11 protein-coding genes are annotated in these 16,152 nt (G+C 62.2%); 3 read left to right on the top strand and 8 right to left on the bottom strand.

The genetic code is table 11. The annotated features are described in order from the left end of the window. Positions 1 to 21: 21 nt before the first annotated feature. The 5 genes from CUJ91_RS30430 to CUJ91_RS30410 are packed head-to-tail and all read right to left on the bottom strand — an operon-like array spanning position 22 to position 5,409. Positions 22 to 1,335 (bottom strand): UxaA family hydrolase, encoded by a 1,314-nt coding sequence (locus CUJ91_RS30430; RefSeq protein ID WP_006047521.1) that lies wholly within the window; start codon positions 1,333 to 1,335, stop codon positions 22 to 24. Positions 1,336 to 1,377: 42 nt separating this feature from the next. Beyond that, positions 1,378 to 1,704, bottom strand: a complete 327-nt coding sequence (locus CUJ91_RS30425) for a UxaA family hydrolase (RefSeq protein ID WP_006047520.1) — start codon at positions 1,702 to 1,704, stop codon at positions 1,378 to 1,380. 36 nt (positions 1,705 to 1,740) lie between these two features. Further along, positions 1,741 to 2,808, bottom strand: coding sequence for an ABC transporter permease (locus tag CUJ91_RS30420; protein WP_114157891.1), 1,068 nt, complete (start codon positions 2,806 to 2,808; stop codon positions 1,741 to 1,743). Then, positions 2,798 to 4,339: a sugar ABC transporter ATP-binding protein gene (locus CUJ91_RS30415; RefSeq protein WP_114158109.1), complete on the bottom strand. Its 1,542-nt coding sequence runs from the start codon at positions 4,337 to 4,339 to the stop codon at positions 2,798 to 2,800. Before CUJ91_RS30415 ends, CUJ91_RS30420 begins: the two co-directional genes overlap by 11 nt. Positions 4,340 to 4,347: 8 nt before the next feature. Further along, entirely contained in the window at positions 4,348 to 5,409 is a 1,062-nt protein-coding gene (locus CUJ91_RS30410) for a sugar ABC transporter substrate-binding protein (RefSeq protein ID WP_161966602.1), read from the bottom strand. A 282-nt stretch (positions 5,410 to 5,691) separates the two neighbouring features. On the opposite strand from CUJ91_RS30410, the gene CUJ91_RS30405 reads away from it, so the two are divergent. The 3 genes from CUJ91_RS30405 to CUJ91_RS30395 all read left to right on the top strand — a co-directional run bounded on the left by CUJ91_RS30405 (position 5,692) and on the right by CUJ91_RS30395 (position 9,736). Further along, the gene (locus CUJ91_RS30405; protein WP_006047516.1) at positions 5,692 to 6,480 is read left to right on the top strand and encodes an IclR family transcriptional regulator; all 789 of its coding nucleotides are present in this window, start codon (positions 5,692 to 5,694) and stop codon (positions 6,478 to 6,480) included. A gap of 163 nt (positions 6,481 to 6,643) precedes the next feature. Continuing rightward, positions 6,644 to 7,189, top strand: a complete 546-nt coding sequence (locus CUJ91_RS30400) for a hypothetical protein (RefSeq protein ID WP_006047515.1) — start codon at positions 6,644 to 6,646, stop codon at positions 7,187 to 7,189. A 654-nt stretch (positions 7,190 to 7,843) separates the two neighbouring features. Next, entirely contained in the window at positions 7,844 to 9,736 is a 1,893-nt protein-coding gene (locus tag CUJ91_RS30395) for a hypothetical protein (protein ID WP_114157890.1), read from the top strand. Positions 9,737 to 9,865: 129 nt separating this feature from the next. Here the strand turns inward: CUJ91_RS30395 and CUJ91_RS30390 are convergent, their stop codons facing one another. From CUJ91_RS30390 to CUJ91_RS30380, 3 genes are all read right to left on the bottom strand, one after another. Next, positions 9,866 to 11,527: a ShlB/FhaC/HecB family hemolysin secretion/activation protein gene (locus CUJ91_RS30390; protein WP_114157889.1), complete on the bottom strand. Its 1,662-nt coding sequence runs from the start codon at positions 11,525 to 11,527 to the stop codon at positions 9,866 to 9,868. Between the two features lie 151 nt (positions 11,528 to 11,678). Then, positions 11,679 to 13,577 (bottom strand): filamentous hemagglutinin N-terminal domain-containing protein, encoded by a 1,899-nt coding sequence (locus CUJ91_RS30385; protein WP_114157888.1) that lies wholly within the window; start codon positions 13,575 to 13,577, stop codon positions 11,679 to 11,681. A gap of 164 nt (positions 13,578 to 13,741) precedes the next feature. After that, entirely contained in the window at positions 13,742 to 16,132 is a 2,391-nt protein-coding gene (locus CUJ91_RS30380) for a bifunctional acetate--CoA ligase family protein/GNAT family N-acetyltransferase (protein WP_114157887.1), read from the bottom strand. Between the last annotated feature and the right edge of the window lie 20 nt (positions 16,133 to 16,152).

Here is a 16,152-nt window from a genome sequence, read left to right as displayed (position 1 = left end):
GCGCTGCCTTATTGCGTTGCGTTACTGCGGCTCGACCGCAACAACACGACGCGGCGCCGCCACGCTCGACGGCAGGCACGCGGGCCCGACCGGCTCGAACGTCTTGTACGTCAGAATGAATTCCTGGTGGCCCAGCATTTCCGATTTCGACGCCGCGCCTTGCGACACCGCCACGGTCTGCTCGAACACCTCGCGGCCCACTTCGTCGAGCGTGCCGCGCCCTTCCAGAATGCGGCCTGCGTCGACGTCCATGTCGCCGGACAGATTGCGATATGTCGCGGGATTCGCGCACACCTTGATGACCGGCGAGATCGCCGAGCCCACCACCGAACCGCGTCCGGTCGTGAACAGAATCACATGCGCGCCGCACGCAATCAGTTCGCCGATTTCCGCATTGTCGCTGATGTTCGGAAAGCCGAAACGCGGCTCGCCGTCCGGCACCACGTCGAGCAGATACAGGCCGCCGGTCGGCGGAATATCGCCCGGCTTGACGATGCCCGCGATCGGCGACGCGCCGCTTTTCGCATACGCGCCGAGCGACTTTTCTTCCTGCGTGGTGAGGCCGCCGTCCGCGTTGCCGACCGCGAAACTGCCGTGGCCGAGAATCGAGTAATAACGCGCCGCCTTGGCCACACACTCGACAATCGCATCGCCGAGTTCGGGCCGCGCCGCGCGCGTCTTCATATGAAACTCGCAGCCCACGAGTTCGCCGGTTTCCTCGAAGATGCAGGTCGCGCCCGCATCGATCAAATGATCGAACGCGCGGCCCACGGCCGGATTCGCGGTAATGCCGCTGGTGCCGTCGGAGCCGCCGCAAATCGTGCCGACCACGAGTTCGCTCAGCGCCATCGGCACCTTCTGCTGCGCGGCGAGCTGCTCGCGCGCGCCGCGAACCCAGTCCACGCCATACTGAATCGTGCTGCGCGTGCCGCCTTTCTCCTGAATGGTCAGCACTTCGACGGGACGGCCGCTCGCGCGCACGACATCGACGAGATAGTGCTTGTTCATGCTCTCGCATCCCAGCGACACGAACAGCACCGCGCCGACGTTCGGATGCGTGGTCAGCCGCTCGAGCATTTTCTCCGCGTAGCCGTTTGGATAGCAGCCGGGAAAGCCGATCAGATGAACCGGCGCTTCATGCGCCGCGCCGGCCTCGCCGAACGCGTCGAGCGGCTCGCGAAACTGCGTGACGATCTCGCGCGCCACGTGATGCGCGCACTCGACCAGATACGCGACGGCAACCACGTTGCGGATGCCCTTGCGGCCGTCGCTGCGCAGGTAGCCTTGCAGCGTCGGCTGTTGCGCAGAGGCGCTTGCTACGGATGTCTCAGTCATGTTCGTTCCAGCGCGGCGCGAGGCCGCCTCGTGATGCGCAAATCAGTGGTGGACGAATTGATGACCCGCGTCGTGCGTGTACGTCGGCAGGTAATCGCTTTCGAGGTTGTGCGTATGCAGATGCTCGCCGCGCGGCACCGCTTCGGTGACGTGGCCGATCACGGCGCCGTAGCGCAGCACCTTGTCGTCTTTCGCCAGATCGCGGCGCGCCACCTTGTGCCCGAGTTCGATGGTCCGCGAGAGCGTGACGCTTTCGCCTTCGATCTGCACCTGCGTGCCGGCGTCGAGACGCGCCGCCGCGATCAGGCAGTTGTCGTCCGGACTGAGCAGGATCAGTCGCGGATCGGTTTCTTGTTGGCGGCTCGTCAAATGAGTTCTCCGTCAGGCCGTTGAATGAGCGTTGTGTTAGTTCTGGCCTTCGCCGCTCGCGAGGCGCGCCACCATCAGCGAGCCGAGGATGATCGCGCCGTAGATCGCCTGAATCCAGAACGACGGCACTTGCGCCAGAGTCAGCAGGTTTTGCACGACGCCGAGCAGCAGCACGCCGGAGAGCGCGCCGATCATCGTGCCCTTGCCGCCGTCGAGCGAAATGCCGCCGATCACCGCTGCCGCGAACACCGTAAAGATCATGCCGTTGCCCTGGTTCGCATTGATCGCGCCGACATAGCCGGTCACGATCAGGCCGCCGACCGAGGCCAGCATGCTGCCGAGAATGAACACGCCCCACGTGATGCGCTCGACGCGAATGCCCGCCGCGCGCGCCGCTTCCGGATTGCCGCCGATCGCATAGAGCGCGCGGCCGAGCCGGTGATAGCGCAGCATGAAGGCGGCGATCGCGAACGCCACCGCGGCGAGCCACACCGACAACGGCAAGCCCAGCACGATGGTGGTCGCGAGCGAGAAGAACGACGGCGGCATGTCGAACAGCGTGCCGCCCTTGGTCGCGCCGACGAGCATGCCGCGCAGCACGATCAGCATGGCCAGCGTGACGATGAAGGCGTTCAGCCGCAAACGCACCACCAGAAAACCGTTGATCGCGCCGACTACTGCGCCGACCGCGAGAATCGCCAGCAAGCCGGCCGCGGCGGGCCATTGCGTGCCGAATCCGGCCGAGGCGGCCGGCATCACGAGCATCGCGCCCACGGCCGGCGCAATGCCGACCGTCGATTCCAGCGACAAATCGAACTTGCCCGTCAGCACGATCAGCGATTCGGCGAGCACGACAAGCGCGAGCGCCGCCGACGCGCCGAGCACGCTGATCAGATTCGCACGCGTGAGAAAGCTCGGGCTCACGAACGCGCCGATCACGATCAGCAGCACGAGCGCAGGCAACAATGCGAGCTCACGCAAGCGGGCAAGTTGCGAGCGTCCGCGTTTGCCGCGCGAAGCCGATGCAGATGCGGATGCGGACGCTTGCGCGTGGACCTGGGCCTGCGCCGCGCCGAACGCGGGACTGGGCACACTATTCTTCATGGAGACTTACTCCTTCAACGGATGCAATCAGATCCTGGTCCTGCCATCCCGCGGGAAATTCCGCGGCGATACGGCCACGGAACATGACCAGAACACGGTCACAGGTGCGCAGATCGTCGAGTTCGCCGGACACGACCAGCACGGCCTTGCCTTCTTCGCGCACGCGATCCACGACGGAGAGCAGCGCTTCTTTCGATTTCACGTCGACGCCCGCCGTGGGGTCGATCAGCACCAGCACGTTGGGATTGGTGGCGAGTGCGCGCGCCATCACGACCTTCTGCTGATTGCCGCCCGAGAGGCCCGATACGACGTGCTCCGGTCCTTGCGCGACGATGCCGAGCGCGTCGATCATCTTCTGGCCGAACGCGTTTTTCTTTGCGGGCGTCGCGATGCCGAACTTGCCGAAGAGCCGCGCGATCGTCATCGACGCGTTTTCCGCGATCGATTGCGTCAACACGAGCCCCTCGTGATGGCGGTCTTTCGGCACGCAGCCGATGCCGTGCGCGAGCGCTGCGGGCACATCGCCGGGCGGCAGGCTCACGCCGTCCACGCTGATCGTGCCGCGCTTCGCCGCGCGCAAGCCGGCAATCGCTTCGGCTACGCTTGTGCGGCCGCTGCTCGTCGCGCCGGTCAAGCCGACGACTTCGCCGCGCTTGACGGCGAACGACACGTCTTCGTAGTCCGCGCCGCTGAGCCGGTCGACTTGCAGCGCAATCGCGGTGTCGGCGCGCAACGGTTCGCGCGCCGCCGCATCCGCGACCAGAAGGCCGCCGCGTTCGCCCGTCATCGCTTCGATCAACTGTTCGCGCGGCAACGCGGAAACCGGCGCGCTGACGATATGCCGCGCGTCGCGCAATACCGTGACCGCCTGGCAAATCTCGTACACCTCCTGCAGATGGTGCGAAATGAACAGGAAGGTCACGCCTTCGCGCTGCAATTCCTCGATACGCCGGAAGAGCCGCTTGATTTCGTCGCCGTCGAGCTGCGCAGTGGGTTCGTCGAGGATGATGAAGCGCGCGCCGTACGACAACGCCCGCGCGATCTCGACGAGTTGCCGCGCCTCGACGCTCAGGTCGCCGGCGCGCGCGTCTTCACGCACGTCGATCTTCCAGTGGTCGAGCAAGGTGCGCGCGTCACGGCGCATGGTTCGCCAGTCGATCACGCCGCCTCGCGACGGCTGCCGGTTGATGAACAGATTTTCCGCGACGGACAGGTCGCGAATGATCGTCGAATGCTGATACACGCAGGCCACGCGCTCGCGCCATGCATCGCGGTCGGCGAGCGGCGGCGCGGGCTCGCCGTTAAAGCGCACGTCGCCGGTATCGGGCTTGCGCAAGCCGGTCAGGATCGACACGAGCGTCGACTTGCCCGCGCCGTTGCGCCCGACGAGCGCATGCGACTCGCCGGGCATCACGCGAATGCTCACGTCGTTCAGCGCCGCCGTCGAGCCGTAGCGTTTGGTGACCGACAATGCTTCGACCACCGAAGCAATTCGCGCGCGTGACGTGCGCTCGCTGATGTCGCCGCTCATGTCGCCGCTCATTTGACGGTGTTGCCCCACAGCGCCTTGTCGTCGACATTCGACTTCGTGACGAGCGGCGCGGGCAACTGGTCTTCGAGGATGCCCGGCGCGAGCTGGATGATCGTGCTGCCGTGATCGGTCGGGCCCGGCTTGAAGGTCTGCCCGGCCAACGCCGCCTTGATGTAGTAGAGGCCGTACTTTGCGTACGAATCGGCGGGCTGCGACACGGTGGCGTCGATGTCGCCGCGGCGGATCGCGTCGAATTCCTGCGGAATGCCGTCGTTGCTGACGATCACGACGTGCTTTGCGTCGCCGGCCGGAAACAGCATCTGCTTGCGACGCAGCGTTTGCAGCGTCGGCGACAGATACACGCCGCCCGCCTGCATGTAGATCGCCTTCACGTCGGGATTCGCGGTAAGCAGACTGTCGAGTCCGGTAGCCGCGACGTCGCCCTTCCAGCTCGCCGGAATTTCCAGCAGCTTCAAACCGGGAAAGCCCTTCAGGCATGAGCGGAATGCCTCGGAGCGGTCGCGTCCGTTCACCGAACCCAGGTCGCCCATGATCTGCACGACCTTGCCCGACTTCACGTGTTCGCCGATGTACTTGCACGCCTTCTCGCCGTACGCGTGATTGTCGGCGCGCACGACCATCGCGATCTTGCCTTGCGTCGGTGCGACATCGACGGCGACGACCGGCACGTTGCGCGCCGTCGCGGCGTCGAGCGCGCGGCTGATCGCGGCGGAGTCGAGCGGGCCGACCACGATGCCCTTCGCACCCAGGTTCAACAGGTTGTTCATGTCGGTGATCTGCTGCACCGGATCGCCATTCGAATTCACCGGCGCGAGGATGTCGATGCCCATCTCCTTCGCGTACTTCGGCAGATAGTTGTTATACGACTGCCAGAACGGCGACGTCAGCAGCGGCAGGCCGAGGCCGACCTTGCCTGCCTCGGCGGCCTCCGCAGCGCCGCCCAGACTCAAACCGGCGATGCACGCGGACGCGGCCACCGTGAAGAGCGACTGACGGAACGAACGGGAAAACAATTGGCGAGCCGGCTTCTGCTCTTTCGCGAACGACATGACTGTGTCTCCTGATATGCGTTGTTGAACTGCGTGAACCGGTCGTGGATGCCGGCACTTCGTCCTGCGCTTTCTTATGTGCATTGGCGACTCTGTGCGAATCTTGGCGTGCGCTCATTCACCAATGAACGTATTATTCATATACGGACTTTTCGAAGTCAAGCGAAGTGCACTGCACCAACCGTCCGTGTTTTCCCTGGACGCATCGGCGCGCACGGAGCGCGCTGCGGCACTTACACTCAAGCGCCACTTACTGAGAACAGCTCACGGAACTCGCTCACGATGGACGCAGAAGACAAGGACGATGCCGACCGTTATCGCGCGCCCGCGCTCGACAAGGGCCTCGACATCCTCGAGTTGCTGGCCGAGCAGAAGGAAGGGCTCACGCGCGCCGAGATCACGAAGCTGCTCGGGCGCAACGCGAGCGAGATGTATCGGATGCTTGAGCGTCTGGTCGCGCGGCAATACGTGGTGCGCTCCACGGGCGGCGACCGCTATTCGCTTAGCCTGAAGCTGTATGCGCTGGCGCATCGTCATCCGCCGATGAACCGGCTCATCTCCGAGGCGTTGCCGCTGATGCAACGTTTCGCCGATGCCGCCGAACAATCGTGCCATCTGGCCGTGTACGACCGCGGCAATCTGCTCGTCATCGCGCAAGTGGATGGACCGGGCACGTGGGGCATGTCGGTGCGGCTCGGTTCGCGCGTCGGCTTGATCGACACCGGCTCGGGCCGCGTGATGCTCGCGTTCCAGACCGTCGAACAGCGCGCGCAGATGCTTGCCGAGCACACCAAGGTCAAGGGCGAAGTGACGATAGACCGCGAGGCGCTCGAAGCCGCGTGCGAGCGGATTCGCGCGGCCGGTTTTTCGCAGAAGGACAGCCAGCAGACGTTCGGCGTGACCGACGTCACGTTCCCGGTTCTCGGTCCGTCCGGCCAGGCGATTGCGGCGCTCACCTGCCCGTATCTGAAGCGTATCGACGAATATGTCGCGCCCACGCTCGCGGCCGCAACGACGCTGCTGCGCGAAACGGTGCAGGCGCTTTCGATGTTTCGCGAGCAGACGGTTTGAGGTGTGGTGGAAGTGCAGTTGCGGTGTCTGCGGCGTGTGGTCGATGGAATTCGCCGCGGCAAGTTTGATTAGAAGCGGGCCGCTTGCGCATATGGTTTAGAATGGCGGCCCTCTCAAAAAACGACGCCGCGTGAAGTCATTCGTGCGCATCCATCGATAAGCAATGGCGAAACTTCTGACCGATTCCGAATTCCAGCGTTTTTCCGAACTCCAGCAGAAGCAATCGAGCTTCACGATCACACCGGAAGAAGCCGACGAACTGCGCGACATCGTCGCTCATGCGCAGAAGCGCCGCGACGATCGCGCGGCGGCAATGCAGAGCATCGAGACTTTCATCCAGCAATTCGACATCAGCCCGGACGAGCTGTTTTCGCCGGAACAGATTGGCGAAGCGGCGCGCACCTATGGCCTGATTCCGGCGGCCAAGAAGGAGCGCGTGCTGCCGCCGTCGTTCACCTTCAACGGCAAGCCGTACCAATGGACGACGCGCGCGCTGCCGGACGACATTCGCGTGCCGCTGTTCGATGCGTTCAAGGCGGGGCAGTCGGTGAAGTCGTTTATCGCGACGCCGAAAGATGCGAACCGTTGCGCGGCGACGATCGCGCGTCTGGAGCGTGAAACCGGTGCGGTGTATGCGGATGCGTGGCTCGAAGAGCTGGCGGTGACGCGGGCGCAGGTTGATGAGGCGGCGGGGAAGTTGCCTGCCTAAATAATTGTTGGCCGGGCACCAGCGCGGTGGTGCCGGCTTGCTGATCTTGTCTTGTACAGATCATTATCCTAGCGAGCACCTGCGCGGCTTGCTCTGCAATTGCCTTCTCATCTCCGTCTTTGGTGCGCTTTCCGCAACGCGAAAGCAACCGCCGCGCTGCGTCTCGTAGGGCGGCGTCTCATGTCTCGTGTCCGATCCGCTGCTCGCACTTCTGACGGCATACGCCGACAAAACACGCAGAAAAAGCCAGTCGCGCCCTACGCGCGTAGGAATGCAGAGAGCGGAAACTTCCGCCATTACACAAATTCGGCTGTAGCGAATGGGTGACTCTTGTCACATGGCCCCGGATATTACAAACTCGTCAGCTCGCTTACAAATCGCCGAAATTAACTATCACAGTTGAGAGTAAGCCGCAGGAGGGATGACTCACCTTCTACGAGTTTGCCGAAAGCCAGGTTGCGTGGCCTCTACTTAGTTAGGATCCCAATCGACTCTTAGACTTTTGATGGGGACATGAGAAAAAGTCGAGGAAGCATCGGACGATCTGAAACGCGAGTGTTTCGAACAAGAACAATCCTATTCACTCACAATCCTTTTATCCTGATGATCAAAAATATTAGAAGGAGCCTGACGAGAAACATCGTTAGATGGCTCATGGCCGGCTCGCTCGCGGCATCTCTGGCTGCATGCGGCGCAGGCGACGGTGTGTCGTCCCAGCCCACGTCTACCGGAGCAAACACGGCGAAAAGCGCGAGCAAGACACCTCTGCAGACGCCGAAGTTCACGGAGGTGAAGTTGTCGTCTGCTGCGCGCGCCTCGACGAATGCCCCAATGTTATTTAGAGCGTCTCAGCTGGGCAGCGCTTCGCTGGGGGGTTATCCCATTCCTCCGTTGATCTGGAACTCGCACCGGATCAACGTGTGTTGGGAGAACGCGACAGACGGGAATGAAACACAACGCAACTGGGTGAGGGAAGCTGTCACCAGTGCCTGGGACGCAAATTCCGACGTCACGTTTGCCGACTGGACGCAGTGCCCCGACTATGACACCTCGCCGACTTACCTGGGCGTTCGAGTGGCCTTCGCGGACGGTGGTCCTCGAACGCTTAGCCCAGGGGAAGCAGGCCTCGGCCGCAGAGGCGACGTCCGATTAAGGATGGCTTTTAACCAGTGGGAAACTCAATGCGCAACAAAGGATGACTCAGGAAACTGTCTGAAACAGTTGTTCTGCTGGAATTGGGATGATCTGGAAGCGTGCGTCAAAATAGTTGCCGTGCACGAATTCGGCCACCTATTGGCATTTGCTCATGAACAGGATCGACCAGAGACGCCTGAATGGTGCAAGAATCAACCTGAGGTGCTGCAAGAACCCAAGAGAGGAGACGGCGTGGTCTTTGGGCCTTGGGACCTGCATTCCGTAATGAACTACTGCAACCCCGATTGGATGGGCTTTGGCGTTTTGAGCCCGGGCGACGTCAGCCTCGTGCAAGCGTATTACGGAAAACCGGGAAGCAAAATTTATTCTGTATATACAGCTAATGATCCGCCCATCGTAGTGATCCAGGATAGTAAGACTTTCGACTATGCTGCGGACTACCTGACCATTCCCAATGCGGACGGCTTCGTGGTTCGTCATTTCGCGGCTACGCCCGACGGCAACAAAGTCGCATACACGCTGGTCAATCGGCAAAACCACAGCACAATGCTTGGCTACATCGATACGCACTCCGATACGCTAAAGCTTCAGAAAACGATCGCCGAAGAAATCGTGGACATGCAATTGTCCGGCGACAGCAAGTACGCCTATGTCATATGGCAGCAGGGTAGTACTACTGGACTTCGCGCCTACGACATGAGCACCCTGAATGTCGCCTGGAACCTGCCTATTGCGGGGGCTAAGCGAATCGCGGCACAACGTAATGTCTCCAGCCAGCGGCTCTATGTGGTCAAGAACGCAGGAACCGGTAGCGCGCAGTCGATCGCCGTGGTGGATATCAACTCGCACAGCCAGATTGCCAGCTACCCTGTCGGGACAACGCATTCGCAAGCGTTGCTGGTTGGTCTGACGCCCGACGAGAAGACGCTGTATCTCGCCGATCCGAGTACCGAAAATCAGCTCGTTCCGTTCATTGCCAACCTCGATACACAGTCTGGCCAATACAATGTTCTGCAGCCAATTACCCCCGCCGATGCCGGTGTTCACGATCTCCACGTGCTCGACAGCAACCGGGTTCTACTTGGAACGAATAAGCAAGGAATCGCACCGCTTGTTTATGATGTCGGCGCAAAATCGTTCAAAGCGATAACCGATGGGATTCCGGACAATTGGTCTCTCCCGTTCGTCTACTCACCGGACGGCAAAACAGTGTTCACGATGGGCCAGTACTGGGACGACGGCATTCCGTATTACTCGTTCGTTCGCCTCGACAGTTATAGGTTGCAAATGGCGACTGCACCCCCGATCTGGGCGGGCTCCAACCATCCGGTCTGGAGTGTCGGTTTCGGTCAAGACGTCGTGACTCGACCATTCGCGGTGATCTATCGCTGATGAGATCTTCACCGCGCAATTGTCACGCTGACGTTCTCTAACGTAAAAACGCCGTTCAGCCTCCCGGTTGAACGGCGTTTTTAACGAGTCGGCGCACGGCAACAAGCCAGCGCAATCGCGCGCTATTCCCTAAAACGTTGTGGAAACCGTGACCCACGTCTGCTGACGAGCTGTGTGCGCCGGAGCATGCCCGGCGCGCATCGCGTAGCTCAGTTGCGCGGCCACGCGTTTGCCGCTGAAATTTGCGCCGATCCCGTAGCCTTGCAGTCTGACGCTGCCACCGGGTATGGGGCCGTCGCCGCGCGTTCTCCCTCGTGCATCGTCGTAGAAGATTTGCAGGGATGTACCGGGAATACTGCTGAAGGACTTGCTCGCGGCGACGGAAAACACGAACCCATCGTCCACCGAGGCCGCGTTCTGATCATAGGCGCGTACCGCCGATGGACCACCAAGCCCGAGCCGCTCTGAGCTATCGAGACTGCGGCTCGCCCATTGCCCGCGCATCTGAACGGACGCGCGAATGGTCGGCGTAATCGCCTGCACGTAGGCGAGCGCCGGCTCGGCCTTATAGAAGTCGAATCGTCGCCCGCTCAACGCAGCAACACTGCCCGAGTAGTCGGATTCTCTCTGCTTCGCCGTACCGCGACTGACAATCGCGCTGTATTGAATCGCGTTCCGGCGCTCGTCGAGCTGCCCGAGCATGGTGCCGTCGACGCGCACCGAAGCAAGAACGCTGCGCTCGTCGGTGCGAAGAATTTCGCCGAACTTTTCGTCGCTGGATCGTTTGAAGTTGAGACTGGCGCCCACGTCGAGACTCACGGTGCCTGAGCGAATCACGGGGTTCGTCCCGTAGAGACTGATTACATTGGCGGAACCCGTTCCCAGGCCCGCGAACGCTTCCCCGAGTTTGTAGTCGACGCGCGAGTATGCGATACCGGCTCGACTCGCACCTACGCCCGTGAGCAGGTCGTAGGAAACACGGCCCAGGCGGGTATGGCCATCTTCGCCCGCTTTGGTCTGCATGAAGCGAGGCGTCAGATAGGCTGTCGCCTGGAACTGATCGCCGAGTCCCAGCGGATTGTTGATGCCACCTGTTACGCCGAATCTGCGCCAACCCGCCTGTCTGGAACCGGCGTTGTCGATCGCAGCGGCGCCGTAGAAGCGGTCGCCCGGCTCGACATCGACCGTGGCGATTGTGCCGCCCGGTTCACTTCCGGCCGACAAGGTCGGCGTTGCAGACGCGACTCCCGGGACTTCTTCAGTCAGCCGCACGTTACGCTCGATTTCACGCAACGAAGGTTGTCCATCGCGCGACGTATGGAGAATCTCTCTCAGCCGTTCAGTGACCACGTTAGAGGTATTCTCAACATCGAGCGACTCAATGTGGCCGCGCACGATCTCGAAGTGGACGACACCGTCCGTCACTGTTTGCGGCGGAAGAATCACACGAACAAGTGAGTCACCGCCGTTGTAGAGCACGGCAGTGAGCGCGTCGCGCAACGCATGTAGCTGTGAGATGGTTACATTGCGTCCACGCCAGGGTGTGGTGAACGCGTCGGCGCGTTGTTGCTCCTCCGGGGACAGCGCACTGCCGAAATCGAACGCCGTGACGGGGAACGACAGTTCGCCGTCGTCCCGCGCGGTTGCGACCGGAGCCGATGGCTCCGCTGGGATAGCTCGATCTAGTCCGGGCTCCGCTCCGGCTCCTCGTATGAGTTCGGGATTTTGCCGAAGCAGCGAACCCGTGCTAGTCGGTTCATAGGCATGGACGGACGCATGCCAGGCGGTCACGCCGATTAACGGTAGCCATGCTGGGCTAAACGCGCGGCGCAGAGGCCGGGATTGAACGGCGATTTTCAAAAGGCAGTGACGTCAGAACGTATTGCTAAAACTGGCGCGAAGGACAGACGTGACGCATCCGCATCGTCACGTCAACCGAGCGTTACAGGCTCGCCGATTCCGGCAGAATCCGGACGTTACCTTTAACGTTCTCCGTGTTGTCCGGCAGGTTGATCTCCGGCGCAGTCAGCTTCCCACCCAGGCGCGCAATATAAGCGTTGACGTTGATCTGCTTGCCGGCGTCGATCTTGCCCGTGTCGACAGCGAAGCTATCTAACGTGACAACCTTGCCCGCCGAGGTGCGCGACTTCGATTGCTGTGAAATGGAGCTGCTCGCATCCAATGTCACGTTCCCGTCGCGGCTGATGACGTTACCCGCCTGAGCGAGATGGCCGCCCGTCAGCACCGCGATACAGGACATGCCCGAAGGACACGACGGGCTGTACGTTTTGGACTTGACCGAGATGTCGTTATCCGCGTTGAGGTTGCCGGCGAGTTTGATATCGCCACCTCGAATATTGATCGTTTCAGCCGCGATATTCGCTGCTCGAATTTCGTTCGACCGCAACCTGTACGACCAGTAATTCGAATCGGTGTCTAACGTAACCGTGTGGGCCGCAGAGGTTTTGACGCTATCGGCCTGTTTTATGTTGCCTCCAGCCAGTAAGTATATGGAGCCGTTCGTCGACGTTACATTGGCTCGCTGATTGACGTCGCCGCTGTAGCTTTCCACATACACACCGTTCACTGTCTTAATGGGCGCATTGATGTTGATACTGTTGCTCATCAATTGCGCGGTCTGAGCGTTGATCCGGCCGTTGGTGGTAATCACGCCATCAGCCGTTTCGGGACCCATGTCGCCGTATTTCATAACGGTGGAATCGATATTGACATCGCTGCCAGCATTGATAACGCCGTTCATATCGACTTTGCCGCCATAAGAGCTAATGTTCACCGATCCTTTTGACGCCAGCTTTGCGCCAGATTCAACCGTCACGTCGTGTGTCGAAGGCGCCGAATACACGCGTGCGCGGGCAACGGATGGGTCGAGGAAGGTGCCGGCCGGAGCGAGCACTCCGCCTTGGCCTTCGGAACTGATCTCGATTCGATTGTCAGCCGATACACGGCCGCTTACGCTGATCTTGCCGCCGTCCATAGAAGACAGCCTGATAGTGCCGCCTTCTCTCGCAGATGCACTTGTTGCCTCAATGCGACCTGTGTTCTGAATAACGGTACCAATAACGGCACCCGTGGCGGACGTGGATAACAGGACGTCGCCGCCGTTCGCGGTAATAGAACCGTGATTCGCTGCGAGCGCATTTTGTGCCTGTTTCCCAAGCACCACCCGCAGGCTTGAATCGTTCATCACCATTGCGGCGCCATTCGCCGCACCCAACGTGACATCCTTCGCCACGATCACGCCGGAATTGGTTACCTGTGGGCCAACGAGAATGACCGCTCCCTGCGCAACGAGCTTGCCGTTGTTCGTCACACGTCCGTCTGCCTGGCCGGGATACAGATTGAGGCTCCGATAGTTGCCTCCGTACGGCTGCCCGCCGTCCATGAACTCCTGATCATGCATGTCCAGCGTCGACGCCACCAGACTCCCAACATCCACTTTCGCGCTCTTGCCGAACACAACCCCGGCCGGATTCACCACGAACACGCGCCCGTTAGCCTTCAGCGTGCCGTCGATTTGGGTCGGATTCGCGGTAGTCACACGGTTGAGCACAGCCGATGTAGCGCCCGGTTGATTGACAATCACCGACTGATCTTTGCCGATGTTGAAGTTCTTCCAGTTGACGATCATCTTGTCGCTCGACTGCGAAATCGTCGTCGTTTTGCCTTGCGTCTTGATCGCGCCGGCGCCCGCCGCTACGACACCGCCGTCCACGGCCCACGCAGTGCCCACGACTGCCATGAACATGGCTGGCAGCAGCGCCAGACGATAATTCGGCGCCACCCCGCGCCCGATTGGCTCGCGGATACATTTCTTATTCATTCGTTGACCTTTTAAGAGAGCTAACTAAATTTCTCACGCGAACGCTGAGCGTCGCACGGCAGGCGTTCCAGCAATTGAAGTCGGAACGTAACCGCGTCGTAAGATTGTAGGGATACTCTCAGCCGAAGAACTTGAAGAAACGTCCGAACCTATGTGTGCTTTCGTCATCGGATAGACGGCGTTTCGCTCTCGCCAGAGTCATCCAGCGCCATCCGAAACCCCACCACGCCCGGATCTTCCGTCGGCGTCATCGTGAAGCCGCTCGCCCTCGCGAGCGCGATCATCGCGGTATTCTCACGCAGCGCCTCGCCCACCAGCCAATGCGTGCCGCGTGCCCGCGCATACCGGATGATCCGGTCCGTCAGCAAACGCCCGAGCCGTCGCCCCTTCTGATCCGAGCGGATCGCCACCGCAAACTCGGCCGTTTCGTTATCAGGATCGGCAACCGCCCGCACCACGCCGAGCGTGCGCGAAACGCCGGCTTCGTCCCGCACGGTCGCGATCAGCGCCATTTCGCGGTCGTAGTCGATCTGTGTCATGCGCGCGAGCTGCGAATGATCGAAGCTGCCGACCGCGCCGAAGAACCGCAAGCGCAGATCCTCAGGCGTCATCGCTTCGACGAAATCGTGATGCGCGGCCTCGTCTTGCGGGCGAATCGGCCGCACGGTCACACGCAGACCTTCCCAGTCGAGCGTCTCTTCGAAACGGCGCGGATACGGCACGATCGCAAGCCGGCTGCGTTTCGCCGCAATGCTGACGATCGGCTCAAGCACCGCGACGTGGTCGTCGTACACATTGAGCGTCAACGACAATCCGACGATCTCCTTCACATCGCACACCGCGTGCGACAGCGCCGTGAGCGCAGCGAGCGCCGGCTCGGGCGCGACGAGCCGCGCATAGGGCGAACGCGTGACGATGTCGCGTGCGAGAACCGGGTTCAACGGCGGCAGGCCGTACACGCGCAACGGCTCGGAGACGCCATCGGCGGATGGCGCCGTGAAGCGGAACACCGGGCCAAAGTTATCGTCGTCGTGAAGCGCGACCGCGATGCCGACTATCGGCTTGGCCTCATGCGCGCCGCCCGCTTCGTTTTCGACCCGAAGCCCGAACCGCTCCAATAGGCCCGCCGCGGCTTCGCCGGTTAGTTGGTGCTCACCTGCCGCGAGCGCCGCGCAAACCTGCGCTTGCGCGGCGTCGATTGCGTCGGGGACTTCGGCAGGCAAACCCTCGGGCGTCTGCATCAGCAATTCGCGCCCCATCCGATAATCGACGAGACGTGCGAACGCGCGGGCGAGCCGCTGCGGCGTCGTGTGAACCGGAATGCCTTGCGCGTGCAACGCATCGCGCGTAGCCGCGTCCACGCCGCCAAAGAAACAGGCGAGCAGACCGCGATAGGCGAACCGTTGATTCGCGATCAATGCCTGCGCGACCTCGTCGACCGGCGCGCTATGCGTCGACGCATGAACGACGAAAGCTGTGCCGGTGCCGCGATGTTGCGCCAGCAGCTTTAGCGCGGTGCCGAAATGCTCGGGACGCGCGTCGTCGCCGAGTTGCAGCGGATTGCCGCCGATCACGTTCGGCAACGCTTGCTGCAATGCCTGCGATGCTTCGTCGGGCCACGGCGCGAGCGTATCGCCGGCGGCGGCGAAGGCGTCGCAGGCCAATGTTGCGAGGCCGCGGTCGCTCGTAATCAGCGTCGCCGTCGCGCCCGCCGCGACGCGGCCCACGCCGAGCGTCTCGATTTCGTCGAGCAGATCGTCGAGCGCGTCCACGCGCACCATGCCCGCGCGGCGGAACGCAGCGGTGTAAAGCGCATCCGCCGGATCGGCGCGGCCCGAGCGCAGCGCGAGCACCGGCTTGTTGCGCGCCGCGGCGCGAGCCGCCGACATGAACTTGCGCGCCGCCCGCACGCTGTCGAGTTCGAGCAGAATCGCGCGCGTGCCGGGATCGCTCGCCAGATAGTCGAGGACGTCGCCCGCGTCGACGTCGGCCTCGCCGCCCAGCGCGACCGCGTGCGAAAAGCCGAGGCCGCGCGCGTGCGCCCAGCCGAGCACGGCATTGGTCAGCGCATTCGATTGCGACACCCACGCGACGCCGCCCGCCTTCACCGTGCACGACGGCGCGCCGAAATGCGCGCGCAGCGCCGGCGACACGACGCCGAGACTACCCGGCCCGACGATCCGCAACAGATGCGGCCGCGCCGCCGAAAGCGCATGCCGCAACGCGAGCCGGTCATCGTCGCAGCGTGCTTCGCCGACGATGATCGCCGCGCGCGTGCCCAAACCGCCGAGCTTGTGAATGATCGAAGGCCAGGTCGCGGGCGGCGTGCAGATCAGCGCGACGGTCGGCGCTTGAGGCAAGTCGCCGGCATCGGCGATCACCGCGTGGCCGTTGAGCGTGTGGTGCTTCGGATTGACGGGCCACAGCGGGCCGTCGAAGCCGCCTTCCAGGAGCCGCGCCCACACCATCGCGCCGGTGCTGCCCGGCCGCTCGGAAGCGCCGATCACGGCGACGGATTTCGGTCGGAACAACGCGTCGAGATTGCGAACGGTCACAGGCGCTCCGCAGATGGAAA

This window comes from Paraburkholderia graminis, from assembly GCF_003330785.1.
Taxonomy (GTDB): domain Bacteria; phylum Pseudomonadota; class Gammaproteobacteria; order Burkholderiales; family Burkholderiaceae; genus Paraburkholderia; species Paraburkholderia graminis.
The sequence above is the reverse complement of the archived record's forward strand: the minus strand, read 5'-3'. Positions and strand labels throughout refer to the sequence as shown.